The 25,426-nt window shown below is 70.4% G+C and carries 23 protein-coding genes and 1 pseudogene; 6 read left to right on the top strand and 18 right to left on the bottom strand.

The features are described from left to right. Positions 1 to 3: 3 nt before the first annotated feature. The 11 genes from rplI to H483_RS21160 form a co-directional block, all read right to left on the bottom strand. Positions 4 to 456, bottom strand: a complete 453-nt coding sequence (gene rplI, locus H483_RS21210) for a 50S ribosomal protein L9 (RefSeq protein WP_017835246.1) — start codon at positions 454 to 456, stop codon at positions 4 to 6. Positions 457 to 572: 116 nt separating this feature from the next. Next, positions 573 to 1,133 (bottom strand): single-stranded DNA-binding protein, encoded by a 561-nt coding sequence (locus tag H483_RS21205; protein ID WP_017835245.1) that lies wholly within the window; start codon positions 1,131 to 1,133, stop codon positions 573 to 575. A gap of 89 nt (positions 1,134 to 1,222) precedes the next feature. Then, on the bottom strand, positions 1,223 to 1,510 hold the full coding sequence (rpsF, locus tag H483_RS21200) for a 30S ribosomal protein S6 (RefSeq protein ID WP_031264380.1): 288 nt from the start codon (positions 1,508 to 1,510) through the stop codon (positions 1,223 to 1,225). 190 nt (positions 1,511 to 1,700) lie between these two features. Further along, positions 1,701 to 1,994, bottom strand: a complete 294-nt coding sequence (locus H483_RS21195; RefSeq protein WP_238556193.1) for a LuxR C-terminal-related transcriptional regulator — start codon at positions 1,992 to 1,994, stop codon at positions 1,701 to 1,703. Positions 1,995 to 2,201: 207 nt separating this feature from the next. Then, positions 2,202 to 3,230 carry a hypothetical protein gene (locus tag H483_RS21190; protein WP_031264378.1) on the bottom strand — a complete coding sequence of 343 codons (1,029 nt, stop codon included), beginning with the start codon at positions 3,228 to 3,230 and terminating at the stop codon, positions 2,202 to 2,204. Further along, the gene (locus tag H483_RS21185) at positions 3,227 to 4,420 is read right to left on the bottom strand and encodes a hypothetical protein (RefSeq protein WP_017835241.1); all 1,194 of its coding nucleotides are present in this window, start codon (positions 4,418 to 4,420) and stop codon (positions 3,227 to 3,229) included. Before H483_RS21185 ends, H483_RS21190 begins: the two co-directional genes overlap by 4 nt. Continuing rightward, entirely contained in the window at positions 4,417 to 5,004 is a 588-nt protein-coding gene (locus tag H483_RS21180; RefSeq protein ID WP_193746829.1) for a LuxR C-terminal-related transcriptional regulator, read from the bottom strand. The genes H483_RS21185 and H483_RS21180 overlap by 4 nt, the downstream gene beginning before the upstream one ends. A gap of 156 nt (positions 5,005 to 5,160) precedes the next feature. Then, on the bottom strand, positions 5,161 to 5,352 hold the full coding sequence (locus tag H483_RS21175; protein WP_017835239.1) for a hypothetical protein: 192 nt from the start codon (positions 5,350 to 5,352) through the stop codon (positions 5,161 to 5,163). Continuing rightward, entirely contained in the window at positions 5,349 to 6,950 is a 1,602-nt protein-coding gene (locus H483_RS21170) for a glycosyltransferase family 87 protein (RefSeq protein ID WP_238556192.1), read from the bottom strand. The genes H483_RS21175 and H483_RS21170 overlap by 4 nt, the downstream gene beginning before the upstream one ends. Before the next feature lie 28 nt (positions 6,951 to 6,978). Then, positions 6,979 to 9,237, bottom strand: coding sequence for a transglycosylase domain-containing protein (locus tag H483_RS21165; RefSeq protein WP_017835237.1), 2,259 nt, complete (start codon positions 9,235 to 9,237; stop codon positions 6,979 to 6,981). Between the two features lie 142 nt (positions 9,238 to 9,379). Then, complete coding sequence (locus tag H483_RS21160; protein ID WP_017835236.1) at positions 9,380 to 9,778, bottom strand: DUF5318 family protein; 399 nt, start codon at positions 9,776 to 9,778, stop codon at positions 9,380 to 9,382. Between the two features lie 330 nt (positions 9,779 to 10,108). On the opposite strand from H483_RS21160, the gene H483_RS21155 reads away from it, so the two are divergent. The 5 genes from H483_RS21155 (at position 10,109) to H483_RS21135 (ending at position 13,324) form a co-directional block, all read left to right on the top strand. After that, positions 10,109 to 10,660, top strand: a complete 552-nt coding sequence (locus tag H483_RS21155) for a PadR family transcriptional regulator (protein WP_017835235.1) — start codon at positions 10,109 to 10,111, stop codon at positions 10,658 to 10,660. After that, positions 10,657 to 11,745 carry an inositol-3-phosphate synthase gene (locus H483_RS21150; RefSeq protein ID WP_017835234.1) on the top strand — a complete coding sequence of 363 codons (1,089 nt, stop codon included), beginning with the start codon at positions 10,657 to 10,659 and terminating at the stop codon, positions 11,743 to 11,745. Before H483_RS21155 ends, H483_RS21150 begins: the two co-directional genes overlap by 4 nt. Positions 11,746 to 11,768: 23 nt before the next feature. Further along, positions 11,769 to 12,326 carry a hypothetical protein gene (locus H483_RS39485; protein WP_031264376.1) on the top strand — a complete coding sequence of 186 codons (558 nt, stop codon included), beginning with the start codon at positions 11,769 to 11,771 and terminating at the stop codon, positions 12,324 to 12,326. Between the two features lie 97 nt (positions 12,327 to 12,423). Then, positions 12,424 to 13,092, top strand: coding sequence for a HemK2/MTQ2 family protein methyltransferase (locus H483_RS21140; protein ID WP_017835233.1), 669 nt, complete (start codon positions 12,424 to 12,426; stop codon positions 13,090 to 13,092). Further along, on the top strand, positions 13,076 to 13,324 hold the full coding sequence (locus H483_RS21135; protein WP_305809406.1) for a CDGSH iron-sulfur domain-containing protein: 249 nt from the start codon (positions 13,076 to 13,078) through the stop codon (positions 13,322 to 13,324). The genes H483_RS21140 and H483_RS21135 overlap by 17 nt, the downstream gene beginning before the upstream one ends. A 323-nt stretch (positions 13,325 to 13,647) precedes the next feature. On the opposite strand, the gene H483_RS21130 is transcribed toward H483_RS21135, so the two are convergent. From H483_RS21130 to H483_RS21105, 6 genes are read right to left on the bottom strand one after another with little or no spacing between them, the layout of a single operon-like run. Then, positions 13,648 to 14,652 carry an iron-containing redox enzyme family protein gene (locus H483_RS21130; RefSeq protein ID WP_017835231.1) on the bottom strand — a complete coding sequence of 335 codons (1,005 nt, stop codon included), beginning with the start codon at positions 14,650 to 14,652 and terminating at the stop codon, positions 13,648 to 13,650. 52 nt (positions 14,653 to 14,704) lie between these two features. After that, complete coding sequence (locus tag H483_RS21125; protein WP_017835230.1) at positions 14,705 to 15,895, bottom strand: M20 family metallopeptidase; 1,191 nt, start codon at positions 15,893 to 15,895, stop codon at positions 14,705 to 14,707. After that, the gene (locus H483_RS21120) at positions 15,873 to 17,750 is read right to left on the bottom strand and encodes a prolyl oligopeptidase family serine peptidase (protein WP_017835229.1); all 1,878 of its coding nucleotides are present in this window, start codon (positions 17,748 to 17,750) and stop codon (positions 15,873 to 15,875) included. Before H483_RS21120 ends, H483_RS21125 begins: the two co-directional genes overlap by 23 nt. Next, positions 17,743 to 20,361 (bottom strand): carboxylate--amine ligase/circularly permuted type 2 ATP-grasp protein, encoded by a 2,619-nt coding sequence (locus H483_RS21115; protein WP_017835228.1) that lies wholly within the window; start codon positions 20,359 to 20,361, stop codon positions 17,743 to 17,745. The genes H483_RS21120 and H483_RS21115 overlap by 8 nt, the downstream gene beginning before the upstream one ends. Positions 20,362 to 20,419: 58 nt before the next feature. Next, positions 20,420 to 23,005, bottom strand: coding sequence for a carboxylate--amine ligase/circularly permuted type 2 ATP-grasp protein (locus H483_RS21110; RefSeq protein WP_031264375.1), 2,586 nt, complete (start codon positions 23,003 to 23,005; stop codon positions 20,420 to 20,422). A gap of 58 nt (positions 23,006 to 23,063) precedes the next feature. After that, positions 23,064 to 23,864 carry a crotonase/enoyl-CoA hydratase family protein gene (locus tag H483_RS21105; protein WP_031264374.1) on the bottom strand — a complete coding sequence of 267 codons (801 nt, stop codon included), beginning with the start codon at positions 23,862 to 23,864 and terminating at the stop codon, positions 23,064 to 23,066. A gap of 123 nt (positions 23,865 to 23,987) precedes the next feature. Here H483_RS21105 and H483_RS21100 point away from each other — a divergent pair, with 123 nt between their 5' ends. Next, entirely contained in the window at positions 23,988 to 24,746 is a 759-nt protein-coding gene (locus tag H483_RS21100) for a GntR family transcriptional regulator (protein ID WP_193746828.1), read from the top strand. A gap of 83 nt (positions 24,747 to 24,829) precedes the next feature. Here H483_RS21100 and H483_RS38360 read toward each other — a convergent pair. Beyond that, positions 24,830 to 25,387: pseudogene (locus H483_RS38360) on the bottom strand (MlaE family ABC transporter permease); the annotation flags it as partial. Positions 25,388 to 25,426 lie beyond the last annotated feature (39 nt).

Raw genomic sequence — 25,426 nt, 5'->3', positions numbered from 1 at the left:
AGATCAGGCGGGAACGACCTCGAACGCGACCTTGGCGGTCGTGTCGTGCCCCAGTTCGACGACGACGCTCTGGGCGCCGGTCGACTTGATGTGCTCCTTGGGCATGTGGACGGCGCGCTTGTCGACCGCCGGCCCCCCGGCCGACTTGATCGCGGACGCGACGTCGCCCGCGGTGACCGAGCCGAACAGCTTGCCGGTGCCGGAGGTCTTGACCGCGACCTTGACGTCCGCGAGCGACTCGAGCTTCTGCTTGAGCTCGTTGGCGTGGTCCGAGTCGCGCACCTCACGGGCCTCCTGGACCCGCTTGATCGACTCGATCTGACGCTCGGCGCCCGGGGTGGCCACGATGGCCAGCCCGCGCGGGAGCAGGAAGTTACGACCGTATCCGCCCTTGACCTCGACGATGTCGCCCGGCGCACCGAGCTTGTCGACGTCGGCGGTGAGGATCAGCTTCATGATCCGTCTACCTTTCTTTCCTCCGACGAGCCGACCGGGGCCGGACTCTCGCGAGGTCATGTCTCTTGCATATGGGGTGGGGCGCACTCCGCGCCCCGAGGGAAAAGACCCTGGGATCAGAACGGGGGCTCGTCGTCCATGCCGCCGAAGCCACCGGAACCGCCGGCCCGCGGAGCACTGCCCCACGGGTCGTCGTTCTGCTGGCCGCCGCCGTAACCACCCTGCGACTGGCCGCCGGACTGGTATCCGCCGCCCTGTTGACCGCCGCCCTGCTGGCCACCGCCCTGGAAACCGCCCCCGCCGCCGTCGCGGTTGGTGCGGGTGACCTTGGCCGTTGCGTACTTGAGCGACGGGCCGACCTCGTCGACCTCAACCTCGTACACCGTGCGCTTCTCGCCCTCACGGGTCTCGTACGACCGTTGACGCAGGCGACCGTTGACGATGACGCGCATCCCCTTCTGCAGGGACTCCGCCACGTTCTCGGCGGCCTGACGCCACACGTTGCAGGTGAGGAACAGGCCTTCGCCGTCCTCCCACTGGTTGGTCTGGGAGTTGAAGCGGCGCGGCGTCGAGGCGATCCGGAAGTTCGCCACCGCGGCACCCGACGGTGTGAACCGCAGCTCGGGGTCCGCGACGATGTTCCCGACCACGGTGATGGGGGTGTCGCCCTGTGCCATGCGCTTGTCCTCCGTGTTGACGCTCAGGTGGATGCGATCGGAGCTCGACCGACCACGCCCAGGTTAGCGGGCGAGCCGGACAGTCCGGGTCACTTGTCGGCGCGGAGCACCTTGGTGCGGAGCACGTTCTCGTTCAGACCGAGCTGACGATCCAGCTCCTTGACCGCGTCCGGGTCGGACTTGATCTGGACGACGGCGTAGATGCCCTCGGTCTGCTTGTTGATCTCGTAGGCGAAGCGGCGCTTGCCCCAGACATCGACCTTGTCGACCGAACCGCCCTCTTGCCGGATCACGTTGAGGAACGTGTCCAGCGACGGCGCCACGGTGCGCTCGTCGAGACTCGGATCGAGGATGACCATCACTTCGTATTGACGCATGGGACCTCATCACCTCCTGTGGACTACAGATTCGGCCACGGGATCTCCGTGGCAGGAGGGTCGTTGCGTCAGCAACCCGGTAAGGCTACCCCGCGTGCGCTCGGCGAACGAAATCCCCCGGGGCCGCGGCCCCGCCTGACCTCTCAAGCCACTGCGACCCTCCGACGGCCTGCCCGACCCGTGAGAGCCGTCAGAGATCGTCGAGCCCGATGTACCCGTCTTCGACCGCGCGGATCAGTAATCGGACCTTCGTCCGGGCAGGACGGCCAACCGCGTCGTACTTCGACCGCACCCGCTGGATGTAGGTGCTGACGGTGGAGTCCGCGAGGAACAGGCGCTCGGTGACCTCCCGCTTGCTGTCGCAGGCGAGCCATGCGATGAGCACCTCGACCTCGCGCTCGCTGAGCTCGGGCCGGGGCCCGGGTAGGACCTCAGGCCGGCGCACGGGCCCCCGCGTGGGCTCAAAAGGAATGGTGGCAGTCACATTGACCTCCGTCGGATGAGAGCGACCTGATAGTACCGATAAACCGAGATCCGGCTTCGCCCTGGTCCAGGCGCGTTCGACAGTCCGTACAAGGCCCTCTCGCAGCGTTCGCGCTACCGGAAACTGCTGATCAGCGCCCTTGGCACTAACCCTAGGAGCCGACGCGGGGCAGGTCCACCCCCCAGAAGCAGGGGTATGAAGAGCTGCTTAGCTCACGATTACCGGGTGGCCGTCGTGGTCGTACTCCAGTCGCGCGATCCCCCCGGGAGTGGTGTGGACGATGGTCGCGAGGGCGTCACGTCGCGGTGGGAGGATGCGAATGGTCAGCGTTCCGTTCACCGCCCCCTCCATCGCGTCAGAGGCAGCGGCGAGAATCCGTTCACGGGCCGTTTCCTCGGCTGCGTCAAGGCCGTGGTCATCGAGCAGGACGACCTCGACACCTCGTGAGCGCGCGGTGCGGGCGGCCGCGGTGAGCTCGGGACCGGCGAGGCCCGGCGCCCGGAGAGAGTCCCGGAGGTGGGCCTCCAACAACGCGCACGCCCGATGGTCGTTGTCGGCGAGCGGCTCGCTCTCGGTGAGACGGTGGAGCAGCGGGCGGGCCAGATCGTCCAGGTGGGCGAGTTGGCGGTCCCGTTCTTCCAATATCGCGAGGTCGGCGGCTTCGGCGGCGGCACGGGCGAGCGTCTGGCGGCGGAGAGCGTAAATGTCGCGGGCGGCGGGCCGGATCGTCAGGGCGAAGTAGGTCGCCATCGCCACGGGTGCGAGGTTCATCGCAGAGATCGACAGGCCGTGGGCGGCGCCTTGCCCGGTCATCTCGGCCCACACTATGCAGGTCACGATCATGACCGTCATCCCCACCCATGCCCAGAGCGTCCGGCCGCGAACGCACATGTAGGTGTAGACGGCGGTTGCCGCAGCGAGCGGCCATACCTGTAACAACCCGATGATCGGGACCGGTACGACCATGAGGATCAGAGCGATGGCGATCGGGCCCACCACGGTCAGGTAGGCGGTCCATGGCGCGGGTAACGGGTCTCCGGGGACCCTGATGAGCGCGACCGCACCGATGCAGATGACCAGCCATGCTCCGGCTACCGCCCATTCCCCCTCGGCGGGACGGTTCGCCCAGGCCACGATCGCGAACGTCGCCACGAAGGCGATCACGATCGCGGTTGCCGCGTGGGTGCGCATGCCCAGGAGTTCGCGCACATCTCGGACGTCATCGGGTGGGGTCACGGTTGCCGCCACCCGAGGTGCACGGTGGTGCCGGCGCCGCGGCGGGTGTCGATACCGGCGGACCCACCGGGAAGGCGGTTCATGCGTCCGAGGATGCTCACCGCGATGCCGAGGCGGTGCGGAGCCACAGTGGCGGGGTCGAATCCGGCGCCGTCGTCCCGAGCCTGGACTTTGATGCCGGTGTCCGTCACCGTGACGGTCACGGTGCGAGTGGCGTCGGCGCCGGCATGCAGACGGCTGTTGCGGACCGCCTCCGCCAGTGCGGAACCCAGCGCCCGGACACTCTCAGCAGGAACCGACTCCAGATCTCCCTTGCGATAGACGATGAAATCCGTGCGATCGTCAGCATCAGCCGCCGAGGCCCGCAAGTGTGCCAGCGCACGCTGGAGCGGGAACGGCTCGTTCGATCCTCCACCCCGGCGGAAGTCGTCGAGCTGAGCGATCGTCGATGCCGCGAGAGAGCTGACGAGCTCCCGGGGCTGTTCGCGTGAGGCGGCGAGGAGCGTCGACATCACGTTGTCGTGGATGAGGGCGTCGAACCGCTCCCGCTCCACCGCCCGGGCCCGCTCCGCCGCAGCGTCGGCCGCCGCGGTGTGGGCCTCTTCCGTGGTGGCGTCGAGTAGTCGCCCCGTTCGCAGGGCCATCACCGCGCCCCCGACGAACAGGGTGGAGTAGATGAACGCGAACATGGTGTCCGGGATGAACATCGCCACCTGCGCTTCCTCCCGAGCGGCGGTGTTCATCGCCTGCACACCCACACACGCGATCATCAGATATGCGAACGCCACCGATGCGGGCCAGGCGATGGCCGCGGCCAAGGCCGCCAGTCCGGGAATCGCGAGCCACACGACCTCATGGGCCGGGAGGTCAGGCCCATTCCACGCCGCAGGCCAGCAGGCCATAGCAGCGAAGTACAGCAGTGCCGCTGCAGCCGCGGCCCGGCGCACCAGGCGGATATCGGCCCGGAACGACAGCACTGCGAGCAGCAACCCACTGCCGAACACCATGATCACCGCCGTCGGCGTCCACCACGGATCCATACGAGATGCCATCAGCGTGATGGACGGCGACAGGACCACCAGATACGCGAGGTAGCCGACACTGATGAACCTCGCGAACATCCGCGAGATCCGTTCAGTATTCTGGCCCGCGACGGCCGGATCCAGCCTCCGGTCCGAGCCCCTGTTCATCGGTCCTCGCGTTGCGGAACCGGGAGATAACCGTCCTCGACAGCCCGCTTGAACAACTCGATCTTGGTGTCTGCCGGGCGTCCCGCAGCAGAGTACTTCCCCCGGATCTTTCCGACGTACTCGTTGACCGTGTGCGGACTCAGACCGGTCAGCCGGGCGACCCTGTCGGCCTTCTCGCCTGACGCGTACAACGCGAGCACCTCCTGCTGCCGAGGACTTAGCCCCACACCCGGCAGATCCGGGTCACCGTCGATCGCCGCCGCCCACTCGGTCGTCACCACCTGACGCCCCTGCGCTGCTGTCACGATCGCCTCGATCACCATGTCGTCGGGCGAGGACTTCCGCACGACTCCCAAGACCCCAGCCTTCGCGGCGAGCCGCACCAGATGGGGGTTCTCCGCCCCGGTGAACACCAGGGCCTCGAGACCTGCCGCGCGAAGCTGTTCGACGTTCACCGTCGGCGACGAACCATCGGACAGACGCAGGTCCAACAGCACAAGATCCAATTCGACGTCCTGGGCCAACAGTTCCGGGACGGTGGCCGCCGACGCGGCCACCGCCAGCCCCGGGTGACCGGAGAGCATCACCTCGAGCCCCAGCACCACCGATGAATGGTCCTCGACGACACCGATCCGTTTCACAGCCACCTTCGTAATCTCCCCCGAATCCAGGCAACCCGAACATTCCCTGGAACCGATCTACCCCATCAGCCCCCGGGGAGACCTGTTAACGCAGACATTTCACCCGTGCCGCAGGCCGATCGTCAACGCCAGGGCCACGGGTATCACCGTGAGAAAGAGGAATGCCGCCACGGTCCAGGAGATCCACACGGGTTGGCGCCAGCCCGCACGATGACCGCCGGCGGCGGTGACCATGCAGACGAATCCGATGAGGATGCACAGGAACATCCAGATCATCGCGGTGGTGCTCATCCGGTGGTGTCCTCCTTCTGACGGACCCGGCGGGACCCGTCGTCGTCATCGTCGTTGCCATCGTCGTCGTCATGGCCGCCGGCACCGGCCGGTGGGCCGACCAGCGGTTCCCCAGGATCGGCGAGCACCCCGGCCAGGGGGTCCGGCCCCTCGGGTGCGCCCTGGTGCGCCAGCCGGACCAGGTCCAGGTGCGGCCGGTAGATCTCGCGGATCACCACCACGCAGACGGCCACCACCAGCAGGTCGCGCACCAGCACGAGCGGGTGGAACGTCTCCGCCCCGATCCCCTTCTCGGCGACCCCGTGGAAATAGGACATGTGTGCCACCCACAACAGGGCGTCGACGGCCATCCACGGCACCAGCAGCCTGGCCCGCGGCACCGCCAGTACCGCGAGCGGGACCAGCCACAGCGAGTACTGCGGGCTCCACACCTTGTTGGTGAGCAGGAAGACCGCCACGATGAGGAACGCCAACTGGGCGATCCGCGGGGTGGTGGGCGCGGTGAGGCCGATGACCAGCACCGCCACGCACCCCAGGGCGAACAGGGCCAGGGACACCGCGTTGAGTGTGGCGGGGGCCTCGCCCGCGGCGCGTCCGGCGTCGAAGCCCGCCCAGCCCGTCAGGGTCTGCATGACGGCGTAGATGCTCTCGGGGTTGGCGGGCCGGTCCGAGTTGAGCCGGAAGAACTCCCTCCAGCCCTCCGGGAACGGGATCATGACGGGCAGGTTCACCGCCAGCCACGCCGCCACCGCGGCGGCGACCGCCTTGCCCAACTCGACGAATCGTCGCCGCCGGAGCGCCACCACCAGCAACGCCCCGAACAGGAACAACGGATAGAGTTTGGCCGCCACGCCAAGACCCAGGACGACGCCCGCCCACACCGGTCTGCTGCGCGCCCACAGGAGCAACGCCACGGACGCGAACGCGACCGCCATGAGGTCGTAGTTGGTGAAGGCCTGGAAGATGATCAGAGGGCTGGCCGCCATGAGCAGCGTGTCCCACGGCCTGCGCCCGGCCGACAGGTAGGTGGCCCACACGGCGACCATCCATAGGAACGCCAGGATCACGCATCCGAGCACGAAGTACTTGACCACCTCGATGGGGCCACCGGGGGCGAGGGAGTGCCAGGCCTGCGCGGCCTGGGCGGTGACGTACTGGAACATCCCGGACAGCACCGGGTACTCCATGTAGCGGGCGCCGCCGTCGTCGTCCACCCACATGTACCGGTAGGGCAGCTCGCCCGCGGCCAGGCCCTGGACCGCGTAGAGCGGGAGCGGATCGGCGTAGCAGGCCTTGTAGTACTGCTGCCCGGTCCAGTTGAGTCCCGGCGCGGACCCGTCGGTAGGGGTGGTGGTGACCAGGCAGGCGGCCTTGGAGAAGAACCCGAGCGACAGGAACAGCACCGCGAACAGCATGATCACGCGCAGTGGTGTCCAGAACCGCTGCCGTCCCACGACCGCGTGCCTGCCGACCGGGCCACCCCACGCGTCCAGCACCGTCCTGCCGGCCCCGTCACCAGGTCGTACCCGGTCCTGCGGGCTCAGCGAGCGGGGGTCCTCGTCCAGCGGCAGCGGGGAGTGGTAGCCGTTGCTCTGCACGACCACACCCTAGTGCACGGTATCCGGGTCAGGCCCCGCCGTCTCCCGCGTCATCGGCCCCATCGCCCGTACCTCCGCCGTTGCCTCCCCCGCCGGGGACCGGGGCCGGGGCGGGAGCGGGAGCCGGGGCGGGAGCTCCGGCGCCCGGGATCACGATCTCCGGCAGCCCCGGGACGTTGAGTGTGAGCGGACCCGGGGCCCCGGGCGCCGGCGCGGGCTCCACCGGAGCGGGCTCGGCGCTGGGTTGGGGAACGGCCTGCTGGGTGCCGGCGGTGCCCCCGGTGGTGCCGGTCCCCGATCCGGCCGACTCCCACTGGGACGCGCCGGCCTGACCGCCGATGTACCCGGGGGTCGGGAAGCTCTCCCAGTCGGTGCCGGACAGGGCGCCGTCCATCGCGGACTTCCAGATGTCCGCGGGGAGCCCGGACCCGTACATCGTCCCGCCCCACGCGTTGAGCAGGGGCTCGTTGTCGTCGGTCCCCACCCACACCGCGGTGGCGATGGACGGGGTGTAACCCACGAACCAGGCGTCCTTGTTGTAGCCGGTGTCGCCGAGCTGGGTGGTGCCGGACTTGGCGGCGGAGGGGCGGCCTCCGGCAAGCGACTTGCCGTTGGAGTACGCGGCGATCGGCTCCATCGCGGAGGTGAGGTTGTTGGCCACGTCGGCGTCGACCACCCGCTCCCCCTCGGTCTCCGTGTTGTCCAGCAGGACCTCGCCGTCGGCCGTCTCGACCTTCTCGATGAAGTGGGTGGGCCGGTGCACGCCCTCGGCCGCGAACGTGGCCAGGCCGGTGGCCATGTCGCGGACCCGGATCGGGTACTGGCCCAGGATCAGGCCGTCATAGGGGTCCTCGCCCTGCTCGGTGAGCGTCTCCCACGGCAGACCGGGGATCTCCTTGGCGACGCCCGCGCGGTGGGCCATGTCCCGGACGTCGTTGGCCCCGTTGTCGAGCATCCTCTGCAGGCGGATGAACGAGGTGTTGAGGGACATCTTGAGCGCCAGCGACACCGAGCACGACCCGCAGGACTGACCGTCGACGTTGGTGACGGTGACGTTTCCGGTGGTCACCGGAGCCGAGGAGATCTGGGTGCCCAGCCCGATGCCCTGCTCGAGGGCGGCGGCCACGCCGAAGATCTTGAAGGTCGAGCCGGTCTGCAGCGGGGCGTTGGCGTAGTCCCAGCCCTCGGCGTCCTCTCCGCCGTAGTAGCCGATCACGCCGCCCGTGCGGGGGTTGATCGAGACCACCGCGGTGCGGTTCTCCGGCCGCTCGCCCTGCATGTTGCTGCGGGCGGCCTGGACCACCGCCTCCTGGGTCGCGGGGTCGATCGTGGTGGTGATCCTGAGCCCGCGGGTGTTGAGCATCTGCTCGTCGAGGCCGGCCATCGCGAGCTCCGCCAACACCTGGCGCCTGATGGCACCGTTGGTGGGGTCGCCCACGTTCTGGTCCACCGCCTGGGGATCCTCCACGACCTGGGGGAACACCGCGGCGCCACGCTGCTGGGCGTCGATGGCCCCCATGTCCCGCATGCCGTCCATGACGTAGTTCCAGCGGTTCTCGGAGGCAACGGCGTTGTTGAGCGGGTCCAGGGCCGAGGGGGACTGGATGACACCGGCGAGCAGCGCGCCCTCCTCGACGGTGAGGTTCTCGACCGGCTTGTTGAAGTACGCGGTGGACGCGGCGGCGATGCCGTAGGCACCGCGGCCGAAGTAGATGGTGTTGAGGTAGGCGCCGAGGATCTGGTCCTTGGACCACTCGTTGGTCATCTTGGCCGCGATGATGATCTCCCGGGCCTTGCGCTCGTAGGTGGGAGCATCACCGACCATGGTGTTCTTGACGTACTGCTGGGTGATGGTCGAGCCACCGCCGGCGCTCGACTCGCCGGTGATCTGCCCGATCACCGCGCGCCCGATGCCCGTGGGGTCGTACCCCTCGTTGGTGTAGAAGCTGCGGTCCTCCGCGGCGATCACCGCGTTGCGCACGTGCACGGGGATCGCATCGACCTCCACCAGGGTCCGGTTGCCCTCCGGTGGGACGATGCGCCCGATCATGGTCGACCCGTCGTTGGTGTAGATCTCGGAGATCTGGTTGGTGGCCACGCTGCCCGGGCGGGGGATCTCGGTGCGGTTGTAGACCACCCCGACGATCACGAGCGGGATCACCAGGAGGACGACGACGACGAGGATCAGCGTCGTCCAGGCCGGGTGGCGTCGAAACCAGCCGCGCCGGTGCGCGGAGTCGTCCCGACCCCCGTCGGATCCCCCGCGCGTCCTGTCACTCTGCGACATCTTCCACCCTCCTGCGAACAGCTACGACCGACACGGGCGACCCCCGCTGACGGTGCATCGGGGTCCATTGTGTACGAAATCGCGCTCCACCCGGAATCCAGTGCACCCGGGTACGGCGCCCGGCGGCGCTCACGGTGGGCGATCAGCGGTGGCGGCGTAGCTCCCTGACGGCCCGACGGACGCGCCTGCCCTCCCCCGAGGCGAGACCCACCTCATACGACTCCACCAGGTGGTTCCACGAGCAGCTGCGGCACACCTCCACCACGTGGACGGTGAACGCGTCGTGGGTCAGCGCCAGCTGTTCGATCTCGTCCGCGCTCCGCGCCGAACCGGAGGCGGCACCCAGGTCGTCGCCGAACACCCACGACACCTCGGTGAGGTTCTCCTTGCGGCAGACCGGGCACATGGTCTCGGTCTCCACGCCGTGGAAACCGGCCGCACGCAGCAGATAGACATCCGCGTCGCACACCTCCCGCAGTGCCGAGACGCCCTCGCGGAGATCCGCCAACACCCCTCGGCGCCGCAGGGCGAAGTCCACCACCCGTCGACGCCTGAGCGCCTCTCGGCCGGTGGGGTCCTCCGGCCCCGGCGGGGGGCCGGGTCGCCGGTAGCGGGAGTCGGCCTGGTCCACGGGGCCAGCCTACGACCCCGGCGCGGTCCCGGTATGCGTCCGGGGCGAGTAAGGGGCGAGTCCGGTTTGAGTCCGGGGCGGGTGTCCAGGGTGTGGGCCCAGGGTGGGTCCCCGGTGTGGTTCAGGGTGAGTGTCGTCCGATGTCGCGAATAGGTATATCGGGCCGATACATCAGAGGGTGTACTCTCGGTGACCGTCGCGGAAACCCGCAGGCATGAGGTGTCGAGGTGAGGGGGTGGAGTGCTCGATCTGGCGATCCTGGGGCTGCTCGACGAGCGCCCCATGCACGGATACGAACTGCGCAAGCGCCTCTCCGAGATGCTGGGGACGGTGCGAACCGTGTCCTTCGGTTCGCTCTACCCCACCCTGCGTCGCCTCCGGCACCAGGGGGACATCGTCGAGGACGCCACGGCCGCCACCGCCACGCGTCCACCGGCCACCGCACGGCGCGGTCGCAAGACCTACCGCATCACCACCGGCGGCAAGGCGACGTTGGCCGCCCTGCTCGACTCGCCCGGGGCCTCCTCGTTCACCGACGACGGCTTCGGCGTCCACCTGGCCTTCTTCGACCGCACCCCCGGCCCCGCCCGGGTGCGGCTGCTGGAGGGCAGGCGGCGCGTCCTCGAGGAGCGCCGCGAGGGTCAACGGGACGCAGCGACACGCGCCGGTCCGTCCGAACTGCGCTACGCCCGGCAGCTCACCCTGCTCGGCCTCGAGACCAGCGAGCGCGAGCTGCGCTGGATCAACGAACTCATCCGGACAGAGAACCCATCACAAGGAGAACCCCAATGACCGACCAGAAGGTGCGCGTCGCGATCGTCGGCGTCGGCAACTGCGCGTCCTCGCTCGTGCAGGGCGTCGAGTACTACAAGGACGCGGCGATCGACCAGACCGTCCCGGGCCTGATGCACGTCAAGTTCGGCGACTACCACGTCCGGGACGTCGAGTTCGTCGCCGCGTTCGACGTCGACGGCAAGAAGGTCGGCATGGACCTCGCGGAGGCGATCACCGCCTCTCAGAACAACACCCTCGCGCTCTGCGACGTGCCGCCGACCGGGATCAGCGTCCAGCGCGGACCCACCCTCGACGGCCTGGGCAAGTACTACCGGCAGACCATCGAGGAGTCCGACGCCGAGCCGGTGGACGTGGTGCAGGCCCTTCGGGACGCCGAGGTCGACGTGGTGGTCAGCTACCTGCCGGTGGGCTCCGAGGAGGCCGACAAGTTCTACGCCCAGTGCTGCATCGACGCCGGTGTCGCCTTTGTCAACGCCCTTCCCGTCTTCATCGCCTCCGACCCCGAGTGGGCGGAGAAGTTCCGCTCCGCCGGCGTACCGATCGTCGGTGACGACATCAAGTCGCAGGTCGGCGCCACCATCACCCACCGCGTGATGGCCAAGCTGTTCGAGGACCGCGGTGTCGCGCTGGACCGCACCTACCAGCTCAACGTGGGCGGCAACATGGACTTCAAGAACATGCTCGAGCGCGAGCGCCTGGAGTCCAAGAAGGTCTCCAAGACCCAGGCCGTGACCTCCAACCTCGAGGGCTCCCTCGCCGGCAAGATCCACGACCGCAACGTGCACATCGGCCCCTCCGACTACGTGGAGTGGCTCGACGACCGCAAGTGGGCGTACGTTCGGCTCGAGGGACGCGCCTTCGGCGACGCGCCCATCAACCTGGAGTACAAGCTCGAGGTGTGGGACTCGCCCAACTCGGCCGGCATCATCATCGACGCCGTCCGGGCGGCCAAGATCGCCAAGGACCGCGGCATCGGCGGGCCGATCCTGCCGGCGTCGGCGTACCTCATGAAGTCCCCGCCGGAGCAGATGGCCGACGACAAGGCGCGCGCCGAACTCGAGGCCTTCATCATCGGGGCCTGACACAGCAGGAAGAACAGGAACGCATGACTCCCACCGCGACGGATCGCCCACTCTCGACCACCGGACGTCGCCGTGTCCCGGCCGCCCTCGCACTCGCGACGGCGGCCGGAGTCGCACTCACCGGCTGTTCGGGCACGGAGGAGGTCGCAGCCCCCGCCTCGCCGACCTCGCAGGTGACCACGTCGTCGTCGTCGGCTCCCCCGTCCCCGTCGCCCGTGGCGGAGACCGTCGATCCCGTCCCCGCGGCCACGGTGCCCGCGGCCCCCGCCGCACCGGTGTCGCCGGGTTCGACCCAACTACCCGCGAACGTCGTGGGCGCCGGCGGCCCCTGCCACCTGGTCGGCGAACTGGCCCAGGCGGAGGACGGCTCACCCCTGTTCTGCCTGGAGGATCCGGGCGGGGCCGGCCCGCTGTGGCTGCCGCAGCCGGAGGGGACGGGCCCCGACGGCACCGGCCCCGCCCTGCTCGACCGGCCCTGTATGCAGGAGGGCCTGGCGGTGACCACGCCGGAGGGCACCGTGCTGACCTGCCGCCTCACCGGGGGCGGCGACGTTCCCGGCGGACTGTACTGGCAGCGCTAGGGGTCTAGCGGTTGCAGGGGCCCCGGTCCGGGGATTGACTGCTCACATCAGTCGATCCCCGACCGCTCTCATCCGACGACCCCCACCGGAGGCCCCGATGACCCAGACACGGTTAGCGCATATCGAGGTCGACGACGGCGTCTACGCGCCGCAGGCCGACTCGTGGCTGCTCTGCGAGGCGCTCGATCAGGCCGACCTGGCCACCGGCAAGCGGGTCCTCGACATCTGTACAGGAAGCGGGATCCTCGCCGTCGAGACCGCACTGCGCGGTGCGCGGGAGGTCGTCGCCTTTGACATCTCCCCCGCCGCCGTCGCGTGCGCGACACGCAACGCCGAACGAGCCGGGGTGCGGGTGGACGCGCGCGTGGGAACACTCGCCGACGCCCGACTGGCCGGGCCGTTCGACGTGGTGGTGTCGAACCCGCCCTACGTCCCCTCGGACACGCCGCTGAGCGGGACCGGACCCAACCGCGCCTGGGACGCCGGCGCCGACGGGCGGGTGGTCCTGGACGAGCTGTGCGACCTCGCGCCCGACCTCGTGGCCCCGGGCGGGAGCATGCTCATCGTGCATTCCGAGTTCTCCGACCCGCCCCAGACCATCGCCCGGCTCGAGCGGGCCGGGTTCGACGCCCGCGAGGTCGCGAGTCAGGTCGTGGAGTTCGGTCCGGTGATGCTCCGATACGCCGCGCGGCTCGAGGCCGCCGGCCTGCTCGAGCCCGGACGGCGGGTGGAGGAACTGGTGGTGATCCGTGTCGACCGGAGGTAATCGCGATGCGCGGGTGGTCCGGATCGTCCCCGGCGGCCCCATGTTGGTAGAGGGGCCGGTCGACCTGGTCACCGACGACGGCGCCCGTGTCTGCTCCGACCGCTTCATGGTGGCCGTGTGCACCTGCCGGCGCAGCAAGACCTACCCGCTGTGTGACACCAGCCATCGTCGCAAGATCCGGGCCACGTCTACCGAATCCCCTGCCGACACCTCAGCCGGCGCCGACGACTGAGCCTGCGACCACGACCGAGCCGGCGACCACAACTGAGCCTGGGCCGGGTCGTGCCCTCACCGTTCCGCCGCTCCCCTCCCCCCTTTCCGCGTCCGCTCCCACCTTTCTGCAACCGCTCCCCCCTTTCCGCATCCGCTCCCCTCGATGAACGCGCGCCTGCCCCTCTGTGCGCGCCAGAGTGCATCGCGGCGGGCGGCTGGGTGTCAGGCGTACAGGCGCGCGAGCGGATGCCCAGTGGGGTGTGCAGGCGCGCGAGCGGATGCCGCGCGGAGGGGCGCGAGGCGGTGCAGCGGAGTCGGTGTGAGCGGGAAACGAACGCTGCGTCAGGGCAGCAGCGAGGACTCCCCGCGGCCCCACGCGGCGAGCATCTCACCTGCCGCCACCTCGTCGAGGTGGTCCAGAGCACGCATCCCGAACACCACGTCCGCCGCGAGATGCGGCTCCCGGTTCACCAGATCCCCCACGACGTCGTGGCGCATCACCTGCTCGTGGACCGCGTCGGCCTCCACGTGTTCGGCGTAGAAGTGCACGCACTCCTCCGGCGCCCCCAGCCTGCGCAGGCCTGCGACCAATCGCGCGGACCCGGGGGACGAGGTGATCTCGATGGCGGCGAAATGCCCGATCGCGGCGCCGCGGAGGGACCGGTGCAACCCGAAGAGTGACATCAGGTTGACGGTCGACAGCGTCGCCGCCGACACCCGGTCGAGGTACCCCAGGTAGCCGGGGTCCAGATCCGCGGCGCGCATGAGATCGGCCCAGAGCTGCTGGTGGACCCGCTCCCCGCGCCCGCCGCCGAACTCATCGAACTCCACGGCGACGAACGAGGCCTTGGCCTGTCCCTCCAGCCGCGGGATGGCGAACGCGTGGGGATCGCCCTCCTTCAGGTGATAGAGCGACCGGTGGGCGAAGTACTCGCGCAGCTGGTCCCAGGTGCCCTCGTCCTTGAAGTACCAGGACGGGCCCGTTCCGGAGGTCGCCTCGACGGACAGTGCGTCCATCTCGGCCACGGGATCGTCACCCGGCTCGACCGCTCCCCGGAGGTGATCGAGGAACAGGGTCTCCAGCGCGCGCCGGAGGCGCAGGAGTTCGGGGTCCCACTCCAGGTCGGAGTCCACGCCCGCGAAGCCCCGGTAGTGGAGCTCATAAAGCGTGTAGAGCGCGAGCTGGAGGTCGCGACCCATCGGATCCGTGTCCGCCGAGACGTCCGGGAGCCCATCAGTCCGGCCCGTCGCCAGCGCCGTGACCACGGCCTCCGAGAGCGGCCCGCTGCCGACGGGCAGAGCGGGGGCGGAGGCCGGGGACGCGATCTGGGTCGGGGCGGCTGTCATGTGACCTGTCTACCCGCGATCTCGCTGGTCCTCCACCGGCGCGGTCGCCCGCTCACTCCTCAGGCCGGTCCAGCCGCGCGAACGCGTCGAAGATCCGGGCACCGTGGGGCAGTGCCGCCTCGTCCAGGACGAACCCGGGGTGGTGCAGGTCGGTCTCCTCGGACTCCCCGTCCCACACCCCCAACCGCAGGTAGACGCCGGGGATCTCCTCGGTGTACCAGGCGAAGTCCTCGCCGCCGCTGGACTGCACGGCCGTCCCCACCCCGTCCGGTCCGAGTACCTTCTCGACGGCGGACGCCGCGAGGTCGGCGCAGGCCTGGTCGTTGACCACCGGTGGCACGCCCTGGACGTACTCCACCTCGGCGCGGACCCCGTACGTCGCGGCGATCGACTCGACGGCCCCGCGGACGACGGGTTCCGCTGTGGCCCAGACGTCGCGGTCGGCGCTGCGCAGGGTGCCCCACAGCTGACCGGAGTCGGGGATGACGTTGGGCGCCGTTCCCCCGGCCTTGACGGATGCCCAGGTCAGGACCGTGCCCGAGCGCGGGTCGATGGTCCGGTCCACCACGGCGGTCACCCCCGTGATGATCTGCGCCAGCGCGAAGACCGTGTCCTGGGTCTCGTGTGGACGGGCCGTGTGGCCTCCGTTCGAGTGCACCGTGATGCCGATCTTGGCGTTGGACGACGTGATGGCGCCGCCCGTCACCCCCACCTCGCCGACGCGCCGGTGCGGATCGCAGTGCAGCGCGAGGATGCGGTCCACGCCTTCGACCACGCCCTCCTCGACACACTCCTTGGCGCCGCCCGGCATGGTCTCCTCGGCCGGCTGGAAGATCAGGCGCACGGGGCGCGGCGGCGGGTCGGCGACCAGCATCTCGGCCGCGCCCAGCAGCATCGCGGTGTGGCCGTCGTGTCCACACGTGTGGGCCACCCCGTCGACCTCCGAGGCGAAGGACTCGCCGGAGTCCTCGCTCATCGCGAGCGCGTCGATGTCCGCGCGCAGGGCCACGACGTCCGTCTCGGTGGCGCCCTCGGCGGCCGGGACGTCGCACCACAGGCCGGTGCCGATCCGGAACCGCTGCGGTCGCAGCCCCATCGACCGGAGCTCTCCCTCGATGTAGTCGGTGGTCTCGGTCTCCTCGTAGGACAACTCCGGGTGCGCGTGGATGTGGCGCCGCCACCCGATCAGTCGTCCCTCGAACCCGCCCGCGTCGGCGGTGTCACTCTTCTTTCGTCCGAACACCGAACACCTCCTGACAGAAGTCCACCACCCGGTCCCCGAGCAGCTGCCTGTTGGCCAATTTCACGAACTCGTGACCCTCGTCCTCGAAGAGCAACACGTCCACCGGTACACCGCGGCGTCGCAAGGCCTCCACCGCCTGCTCCGTCTCGCTGAGCGGCACGTTGGTGTCGTGAGCGCCGTGGACGAAGAGCACGGGCACGTCCACGTGGTGGTACAGGTGCAGAGGCGAGGCCTCCCTGAGCAGTTCACGCTCCTGAAGTGGGTTGCCGTACTTGGGGTACGCGGCGGCGGCGATCCACGGCTCAGTGGTGCGATAAAAGGTCTGCAGATCACTCATGCCGCACGCCGCGATGCCCCCGCGCCATCGCCCCGGATGCCGCACCAGGGTCGCGTTGACCAGGTACCCGCCGTACGAGCGGCCGGACACCACCGCCCGGTCCGGGTCGGCGATGCCCTCCTCGACGAGATGCAGCAGCGCGTCCTCGACGTCGTCGATGCCCGCGAAGCGGCCGTAGCGATCGTCGGCGTGGCTGAAGAAGCGTCCGGACCCCGTGGATCCGCGCACGTTGGGCGCGAAGTAGGTCACGCCGATGTCGAGGTATCGGCGCACGAGGTCGTTGTACCCCGGCCGGGACTGTCCCTCGGGCCCACCGTGGAGGTGGACGACCGTGGGGGTCGGTTCGTCGGCGGGATCCGCGCGGTACAGCCAGCCCGACAGTTCCAGACCGTCCCGGGCCGCGAAGTGGACCAGCAGCGGCGCCGGATCCGGTTGCCTCGGCGGCTCCCCCGTCCACCTCCGTCGCTCCACGTCGTACATGACGATGCGCGGCGGCTGATCGAGGCTCTGCACGGTGAGTGCCAGCAGACGGCCGTCGGCGGTGAGCGTGGGCGAGGTCGCGACCACCTCGGGGAGCGGAGGTCGGGCGATCGTCCGGGGACGACTCTTGCGCAGGTCCAACACCTCCAGCTCGGACAGCCCGCCCCGCACGTTCCACAGCAGCACCGCCGTCGAGCGGTCCAGACTCACCTCCACCCGGTCCAGGTCCGCATCCTCCCGGTACGCCACCGTCCAGGACTCGGTGCTCTCCTCGTCCGCCTCCACGGCGAGCAGACCCATGCGCTCCGCGGAGTGGTCGCTGCGCACGAGCATCTTCATCGGCCGGTTCTCGCCCCCCGCGTCGAGGATCACGCCGGCGTCGGTGGTCGACCCGGTGTCGACGGGCAGGAGCGGCCACCACCGACCGTCCGGGACGATGCGGAGCAACTCGCGGTGACCGCGGGCACCCACCCGGAACAGAGCCGCCCCGTCCCGGGCGTGAACGAGAGCGCCCCCCATCCGGCGGTCGACCACGGTGCTCTCACCCGTCTCCGGGTCCACCAGCCTGCCCTCGGCCATACCCTCGGAGTCGAAGGCGGTCAGGGCCAGCAGATCGCCGTCCCAGCAGACGATCTGCTCGGTGGCGTCGTCGTGGGTGTCGATCGGGTAGACGTCCCGGTCCGCGGGGTCGGTCGTGACCAGCCAGATCCGTTCGCGCTCACCACCGTCGGGGGCAACCTCGCAGGCCAGCCACCTGCCGTTGGGCGAGTACGCGACGCGTCGGACCGGTCCGTTGACGGGCAGGACGACATCGCGCTCCGGCCCGGCGCCATCCAGGCCGCCGAGGCCGAGCGGCCGTTGGACCGCCCGCGGGTAACCGGTGCGCTCGGTGACCACGCACGCCAGCATCGACCCGTCCGGGGACAGGCACGGCGAGGTGGTGTGCCGGATCTCCCCCGGCCCCCCGGCGGCGTCGTCGGGCGGGCCGGCCGTATCCAGCGATTCCGCTTCCTCGGTGATCTCGGTCGTGTCATGCACGGTGGATCCAGGTGTCCTTTCCCCCGCCCCCGCTCGAGGCGTTGACGACCATCGTGCCCGCCGGGGCCACGCGTGTCAGTGCGACGGGCGGGGCGGAGGCGAGGATCTCACCCGAGGCCCCGCTGCGGAGCATGACGAACGCCCGCATGTCGACGTGCCTGCGCTGGAGTTCGTGACCGTTGAACGTGGGCAGTGTGGACAGGGACTGGACCTCCTGGGCGACGAATCTCTCACCGTGCCGCCGCAACTCGTCCCGCCGCTCGTCGAGCTCGCGGGGAGAGCACTCCGGGCCCACGGTGATGCCGGAGCCCCCGTACCCGTCGATCGGTTTGACCACCAGCTCTCCCAGGCGGTCGAGAACCTGCCTGCGCTGCTCGGGGTCCGAACAGACATACGTGTCGACCTGGCCGATGAGGGGCTTCTCACCCAGGTAGAAGTCGATGATCTGCGGCACGCGGGCGTAGATCGCCTTGTCGTCCCCGGCGCCGTTCCCGGGTGCGTTCACCACGGCCACGCCGCCCTCCGCCATCGCGCTGAGGAGTCCGCGCCGCAGCACTGTGCCGTCCGCGCCCGCCGACGACAGCAGCATCTCCTCGTCCATACGGACGTAGAGCACGTCGACGGCGGCGCGGTCGTCACCGTCGGCACGCCAGAGGCGGCCGTCGTCGACCGTCAACTGGTCGGGGGTGACGATCTCGCCGCCGATCGCCGTGGCGGCGTGATTGAGGTCGAAGGCCTCGCGCTCGTCCTCGGCGATCACCACCGCGAGGGCGGGATCGTCGACGCCGTCCGGTGCGGCCGCACGCAGGGTCTCCGACAGCATCTCCAGGCCGACCCGGGGATCGTGGACCTCGGACCGCGCACCGAACTCGGGGAAGCCCTCACTGATCCGGTCGCGCAGGGCCACCGCCATGGCAAGACCCCCCGCCATCCGCAGGTTGTCCTCGAGGACGACCCACTCCCCTGGCGCCGTGGAGACGAGGTCGACGCCGCACACCGGCGCGTGCAACCTCCCCTCCGGGACCGATCGGCCGGTGGGCCGGAAGCCCGGGGCGCGATCGAGGGCCTCGGCGGGGACGATTCCGGCGCGGATGATCTCGCCGGGACCGTAGATGTCCCGGAGGAACAGCTCCATCGCCCGGGCCCGTTGTTCTATTCCCGCCGAGATCCGGGACCACTGGTCGGCCGGGATGACTCGCGGCACCGCGTCCAGCGGGAACACCTGCGGCTCGTCCCTGCCGTAGACCTTCAGCGTCACGCCGAGGTCGCGCAGAGTGTCGTCGACCTGCTCCTTGCGGTCGCACAGGGTCTCGGGGCCCAGGTCGGACACGGCCTTGAGCACGTCCACGTACTCGGGGCGTGGAACGCCGTCCTCGGTGATCGCCTCGTCGTGCACCTCCTCGGTGACGGCCTCTCCCAGCGGTGAGTAGGCGGCGAGCATGGACCGCATGTCACGGTCGTCCGCCACGTCGCGCGGCCGGATCCGGTCGACGGTCTCCGCCAGCAGGACCGCCACCACGTCACCGCGCCGACCCCGACGGCGGTGGGCGGCGCGTTGGCGTGCCGCCGAGGTACCGGCCCCGCGGATGCCGTCGAGGAGGTCGTGGACCAGGTCGGACTCGCCACCGGCGCGCAGCTGCTCGGCCACCTCCTCCACCACGTCGGTGAGGAGCTCGGAGGCGGGGCGCGGCAGACCGGTGGTCACGTCCACCAGATCGCCCTCCATCCCCGATCGCGCGGCTCGCCAGCACGCCGCGTCGAGGACCGCGGACGAGGGGTCCTCCCACGCGTCGTCGGCGCCCCGTCCCGAGAGGATGCGGTCGACCGTCGCGCGGAACAGGGCGGCGACGACGACGAGGGTGTCCACCGTGCTGCAGGAATCGCACACCCCCAGTTCCACGCCCGACCCGTCCCGGGAGGGCCGGATGTCGACCTCGATCGACTCCCGGCCCACCACCACACCGGTGTCGAGCAGCTCGTCCTCCGCCGCCTGCACCCCGTCGGCGGTGTCGGTGGCGACGGCGGTGACGTGCGCGGGCGACCACCGTGCCTCGAAGGTGCGCGTGGAGGCGTACCCGGAGTCCGAGCCATCCGCCCAGTAGGGCGAACTGGCGGCCATCGCCAGCAACACGGGTGCGACGGTGACGGCACGTCGCGCGACGTACTGGGCCTCGTCCGCATCCGCGACCTGGACCACCACCCGGAATCGCGCCGCCGCCCGGGTCTGCGATTCGCGGCCCGGAGCGGGGTGGGGTTCCTCGGGGGTGGGGTCGAACTCGACCCCCGGGGAGGCGAGCGATCCCGCCGCCACCACCCCGGTCCGGATCCCGCGTCCCGCCCTGGCCAGTCGCGATCGGGTCCCGCGGAGCGCCTCTCCGAGCTCGGCGAGTCCGGTGTGGGCGCCGACATCCGACATGAGGAGCGCGCCGTGCCGGGCGGAGGCGACCCGGGCGCCGTCGATCTCACCGGCCGGGCCACCGCCCCGGCCGCCCCCGTCCGTCTCGTCGGCGGCCTCGAGCACCTGCGGTGCGCGTCGTACCGGTCGCCGTGTCCGCAGATCGACGAGGTGGAGTTCCTCTTCGATCCTGATCCATCGCTGTTCGTCGGTCATCGGGGACACGGTAGGGGAACCGGTCCGGGTCCGCACCCGCGCCGAGGGGCGCCCGGGGTCAGCGCATGATCCACGTGTCCTTGCCGCCGCCCCCGCGCGAGGAGTTGACGATCAACGATCCGGCGGGCGCCACCCGGGTGAGACCGGCCGGGACCGCGTGCGCCGTCGTCCGGCCCCCCTCGCGCCGCAGGTGCGCGAAAGCACGCAGATCGACGTGTCGGCGCTGCATGTGGGTGCCGTCGAAGGTCGGCAGTGTGGACAGGGCCACCACCTCCTGGGCGATGAAGCCCTCGGGGCGGGTGAGCAGCTCCTCGCGTCGTGCCGCGAGCTCCGCATCGGAGCTCTCGGGCCCGATGGTGATCCCCAGTCCCCCGTACCCGTCGATCGGCTTGACCACCAGCTCCCCCAGCCGGTCCAGTACCAGGTCGCGTTGGGTGCGGTCCGCACACAGATAGGTCGGGACCTGGTCGAGGACCGGGGTCTCTCCCAGGTAGAAGTCGATCATCGCCGGAACCGAGGCGTAGACGGCCTTGTCGTCCGCCACCCCGTTCCCGAGGGCGTTGGCCAGCGTCAACCGCCCTCCGGCCAGGGCGTCCAGCAGACCGTCCCGGAGGGGCTCGCCGTCGAGTCCCGGTGAGCTGAGCAGCATGTCCTCGTCGATCCGCGCGTACACCACGTCGACCCTGACCAGCTCGTCCCCGGCTCTGCGGTGCAGGATCCCGTCGCGGAAGACCACCTCGTCGGGAGTGACGAGGGGCAGGCCGGTCCGGTCGGCGATGAGGCGGTGCTCGAACCACGCCGAGTCCGCGGGACCGGACGACATCACCACCACGTTCGGGGTGTCACCCGCCGCCGGTGGGGCCGCGGCGTACAGGGTTTCGCGGATCATGGGGAACGCCTGGTCGGGGGAGTGGAGATCGAACTCGTCCACCAGATCTCCGAACAGGGTCGCCGTCATCTCGCGGTGGGCGGTGGAGAAGGCGATGCCCGAGGGAACGCGGACGTTGTCCTCGAGAACCAGCCACCGACCGTCGTCAGCGCACACCAGGTCGATGCCGCAGATATGGGCCCGGACCCGGCCCGCCCCCGGTGCCTGCCCGGTGCCGGTCCGGAACCCCGGCGCGCGGTCCAGGGCCTCGGGGGTGAGGTGCCCGGCCGCCACGAACTCCTGCTCGCCGTAGACGTCCTCGAGGAACGCGTCGAGGGCTCGGGCGCGCTGCTCGATCCCCGCGGCGAGCCTCTCCCAGACCTCTGCGGTGATGATCCGGGGGACGAAGTCCATCGGGAACGCGTGGGGCCGTTCCTGGCCGGTGACCCGGAACGTGACCCCGGCGGCCGAGGCCTCCTGTTCCGCCCTCACCTGCCGGGCGCGGAGCCTCACGGTGCCGATCCTCTGCAGGGCGGTCAGGACCGGGTCGTACGGGGCCCGCGGTCGCCCGCCCACCTCGACCGCCTCGTCCCAGCTCGGATCCGAGTCGAGTCCCTCGATGGGCAGGTAGACACCGAACAGCCTCGCGTGCGCGTCGGGCACCGGCGACCGGGAGCCGCTGGTGCCGCCGGTCTCCACCACGAGCAGGTCCACGATGTCCTGGACGTGGCCGCGGCGACGCAGCGTCTGTCGCTGACGGAACGCGCTGCTGCCGTTGTACAGGGCGTCGTGGACCAGCTCCCGCACCATGTCCAGGTCACCCGTGGCCTCGAGCTGCTCGGTCAGGGAGTCGACCAGATCGGTGATGACGTCGGCCGCGGGACGTGGCCGGACGCTGACCGGATCCACGAGGGAGCCCTCGAGCCCGGAACGCGCGGCGCGCCACAGTGCCGCCCGGAGCCTGGTCTCCACCGGTGCGGCGGGCTCCGCACCCTGGGCCAGGGCGGCGGCCTCGCGTTGGACCAGCGCGCGGAACAGCGCGGCCACGAGCACCGTGGCGTCGGCGGAGGGGCAGGCGTCGCACACCAGGATCTCCACCGAGCGCCCGTCCGCGCCCGGCTGGATCCCGAAACCGACCATCGAGCGGTCGTTGATGACCCCGCTGCCCACGAGGTCGTCGACGAGTGCGTGATAGTCCTGCGCCGAGCAGACGCCCGCCACCGGCGCGGTGGCCGGCCACTGCGAGGCGGAGACCGAGCGGCAGCTGGCGTACCCGGAGTCCGATCCGTTGCGGAGATAGGGCGAGCTCGCGGTGAGCGCAAGGAAGACGGGCAGGTGCGGAGCGATCCGGCACGCCAGGGCGACCGCCTCGTCGGTGTCCTCGGCGTCCACCCTGATCCGGGTTCCGCAGTAGATCTGGCCCCGGGCCAGGAACTCGTAGTCGGCCAGCAGTCGCCGCATCTGTGGGCTCTCGTCCACCGGGGACGACCCCGGGGGGACGAGCGGCACCGCACCCGCGGCGGCGACGGTGAGTCCGCGGGGCTCCCCACTTCGGCGAAGCCCCTCGCGTACCGCGAGGAGCCCGGAGCGGAGGGCGGAGGCGGTGTGAGCCGGACGGGTGCGCGTCCGGATCACGCAGTTCCGTACCTCCTCGGCGACCACGTCACCGGGCCGGTGGGCCAGTAGTTCCGACGCCCTGGGCGCCAGCTCCCGACTCTCCGTGTCGAGGACCTGGAGGTCCTCCTCGATCACCGCGGACCTGAACTCGGCTTCCATGAAGGAAATGTAGTGCGGGGAGACGGCGTACACACCCGGTCCGGGTGTGGGGTCGGTCTCAGCGGGCCTTCCAGACGGGTGTCCGCTTCTCTGCGAACGCCCTCGGGCCCTCCGCGGCGTCCTCCGACGTCATGACGGTGATCATCTCCGTGTCACTGACCTTCCATCGCCCGTCCTCCTCGGGGCGGGTCCCGTCGATGATCCCCAGCGCGATGCGCTTACTGGCCTGCACGGCCAGCGGGGCGTTGGCGGCGATCACCCCGGCCAACCCGAGGGCCGAGTCGATCAGGTCGCCGGCCGGGACCACGCGGTTGATCAGGTGCAGGTCCAGGGCCCGCTCGGCGGTGACCGGTTCCCCGGTGAGGATCATCTCCATGGCCACCCGGTGAGGGACCTGGGCCGGCAGCCGGAACGCTCCGCCCGCGGCCGCGACGAGGCCGCGCCTGACCTCCGGCAACCCGAAGACCGCGTGGTCGGCGGCCACCACGAGATCGCACGCCAGCGCGATCTCGCACCCACCACCCAGCGCGGTGCCGTTGACCGCGGCGATCACCGGCACCGAAACGGGGTGCTGCATCATCCCCGCGAACCCCCACTCGCGGTTCTCCGCGGGGAAGATGTCCTCTCCCCGGGAGAGCGCCTTGAGGTCCGCACCCGCGCAGAACGACTGCTCACCCGATCCTGTGATCACCACCACCCTGATCTCCGGGTCCGTGTCGGCCTCGTGCAGAGCCCGGCCCAGCAGGGTGCTCACCTCGCCGTTGACGGCGTTGCGCGCCTCGGGGCGGTCGAGGGTGACGAGCAGAACGTGATCGCGGCGCTCGGTGCGGACGGCGGGCCGGGTCTCGGAGGAGGTCATGAGGTCAGTCTGACCGGACGCGCGAACCACCGGGGGTTTTTCCGCGTTCGTTCGATATATTTGATTTCGATTCACGGCCGGGCCCTCCGGCCAGTCCTCTTCACCGGAGATGGGGTGTCGGAGATGGCCGCAACGCGACTCGCGCAGCGCCCACAGCTGTCCGAGGAGGTCGCCGACCACGTGCGGACCCGGATCATGAGCGGCGAGGTGCGCCCCGGGGACTTCATCCGGTTGGACGAGACCGCAGCCGCCCTCGGGGTGAGCGTGACCCCGGTGCGCGAGGCCCTCCTCACGCTCCGCGGAGAGGGGCTGGTGGACCTCGTGCCCCGACGCGGGTACCTGGTCTCCCCGATGAGCAGGCGGGACGTCGAGGACATCTTCTGGCTGCAGGCGGAGCTGTCCAGGCGGATCGTCGACCGGGCGATCACGCGGTTCGACGAGGCGGCCCTCGGGCAGCACGCCCGCCTGGTGGAGGAGTTCGAGGCGGCGGCCGCGGCGGGTGACCCGGACCGCGTGGTGAGTGCGCAGTATGCGCTCCACCGCTCGATCAACCGGGCGTCCCGATCGGACAAACTGTCGCGCTTCCTCAACAACGCCGCCCGCTACATGCCCTACCGCCTCTACGCGGATGATCCCGCCTGGCGGGCGGACGCACTCATCGACAACCGGCGGATGCTCGAGGCGCTGCGCACCGGGGATGTGGAGACGGCCCATGCGGTGATCGACGCGGAGTTCAGCAACGGGGCCGATCTGCTCATCGCCCATCTCCAGCGCGCCGGTGTGTGGGACGAGGACCGCGACGGTGACGGGGTGACGGACGGTGACGACAACCGGGTCGAGAGCATCACATCAACGGACGCCCGGTCCGCAGGCGCCACTTGAGCTCGAGCAGCAGGACGCGGTAGGTGAGCGTGCGCACCGGCCACGGCACCAGTCGATTGGCCGCCGCGGTGACCTCCAGAAACCCCGGCCGACTCCCCCTGGCCGTATACCTGGTAGATCAGGCACGCGGTCACGCCCATCGCGGTGACCAGGGCGCACAACACCATGGAGACCAGCACGGTGGCGATGACGCGGGGCACCACCAGTCGCTCGATCACGTCGAGCCCCATCACCTCCATGGCCTCGACCTCCTCGCGGATGGTGCGGGAGCCCAGGTCCGCGCAGATGGCCGAGCCGCCGACCCCGGCCAGCATGAGCGCGCAGACCAGCGCCGAGGCCTGCCCCACCACGACGAAGGCCACGACGGCGCCCGCGTACCCGGCCGCACCCAGCCGGCCCGCCAACTCCCCCACCGACACGGCGACGAGCACGCCGACCGGCAGCATCAGCAACAGCGCGGGTACCAAGCACACGCGGGCGACGAACAGGGCCTGGTCGCGGGTCTCGGCGAGCGAGAGACGTCCCGTGACGACCGTGCGCACGCAGCTCAGCAGGGTGAAGACCGAGTACCCGACCAGGGACCCGACCTGACCCGCCAGGTCGCGTACCGGACCCCGGCCCGCGGGGAGGTGGAAGACCATGTCAGCGGTGTCCGGGCGTCGCAGTCGGCTCGGCCGGCG

It is taken from the genome of Dietzia sp. UCD-THP, from assembly GCF_000349585.1.
Classification (GTDB): Bacteria; Actinomycetota; Actinomycetes; order Mycobacteriales; family Mycobacteriaceae; genus Dietzia; species Dietzia natronolimnaea_A.
Note: the sequence above shows the minus strand (reverse complement) of the source record. Positions and strands in the feature narration are given on the sequence as shown.

Excerpts from the sequence above, each read along its gene's own strand:
- rplI (WP_017835246.1), bottom strand. The coding sequence starts at position 456 with ATGAAGCTGATCCTCACCGCCGACGTCGACAAGCTCGGTGCGCCGGGC.
- H483_RS21205 (WP_017835245.1), bottom strand. The coding sequence starts at position 1,133 with ATGGCACAGGGCGACACCCCCATCACCGTGGTCGGGAACATCGTCGCG.
- rpsF (WP_031264380.1), bottom strand. The coding sequence starts at position 1,510 with ATGCGTCAATACGAAGTGATGGTCATCCTCGATCCGAGTCTCGACGAG.
- H483_RS21185 (WP_017835241.1), bottom strand. The coding sequence starts at position 4,420 with ATGAACAGGGGCTCGGACCGGAGGCTGGATCCGGCCGTCGCGGGCCAG.
- H483_RS21180 (WP_193746829.1), bottom strand. The coding sequence starts at position 5,004 with ATGCTCTCCGGTCACCCGGGGCTGGCGGTGGCCGCGTCGGCGGCCACC.
- H483_RS21175 (WP_017835239.1), bottom strand. The coding sequence starts at position 5,352 with ATGAGCACCACCGCGATGATCTGGATGTTCCTGTGCATCCTCATCGGA.
- H483_RS21165 (WP_017835237.1), bottom strand. The coding sequence starts at position 9,237 with ATGTCGCAGAGTGACAGGACGCGCGGGGGATCCGACGGGGGTCGGGAC.
- H483_RS21150 (WP_017835234.1), top strand. The coding sequence starts at position 10,657 with ATGACCGACCAGAAGGTGCGCGTCGCGATCGTCGGCGTCGGCAACTGC.
- H483_RS39485 (WP_031264376.1), top strand. The coding sequence starts at position 11,769 with ATGACTCCCACCGCGACGGATCGCCCACTCTCGACCACCGGACGTCGC.
- H483_RS21140 (WP_017835233.1), top strand. The coding sequence starts at position 12,424 with ATGACCCAGACACGGTTAGCGCATATCGAGGTCGACGACGGCGTCTAC.
- H483_RS21130 (WP_017835231.1), bottom strand. The coding sequence starts at position 14,652 with ATGACAGCCGCCCCGACCCAGATCGCGTCCCCGGCCTCCGCCCCCGCT.
- H483_RS21115 (WP_017835228.1), bottom strand. The coding sequence starts at position 20,361 with ATGACCGACGAACAGCGATGGATCAGGATCGAAGAGGAACTCCACCTC.
- H483_RS21110 (WP_031264375.1), bottom strand. The coding sequence starts at position 23,005 with ATGGAAGCCGAGTTCAGGTCCGCGGTGATCGAGGAGGACCTCCAGGTC.
- H483_RS21105 (WP_031264374.1), bottom strand. The coding sequence starts at position 23,864 with ATGACCTCCTCCGAGACCCGGCCCGCCGTCCGCACCGAGCGCCGCGAT.
- H483_RS21100 (WP_193746828.1), top strand. The coding sequence starts at position 23,988 with ATGGCCGCAACGCGACTCGCGCAGCGCCCACAGCTGTCCGAGGAGGTC.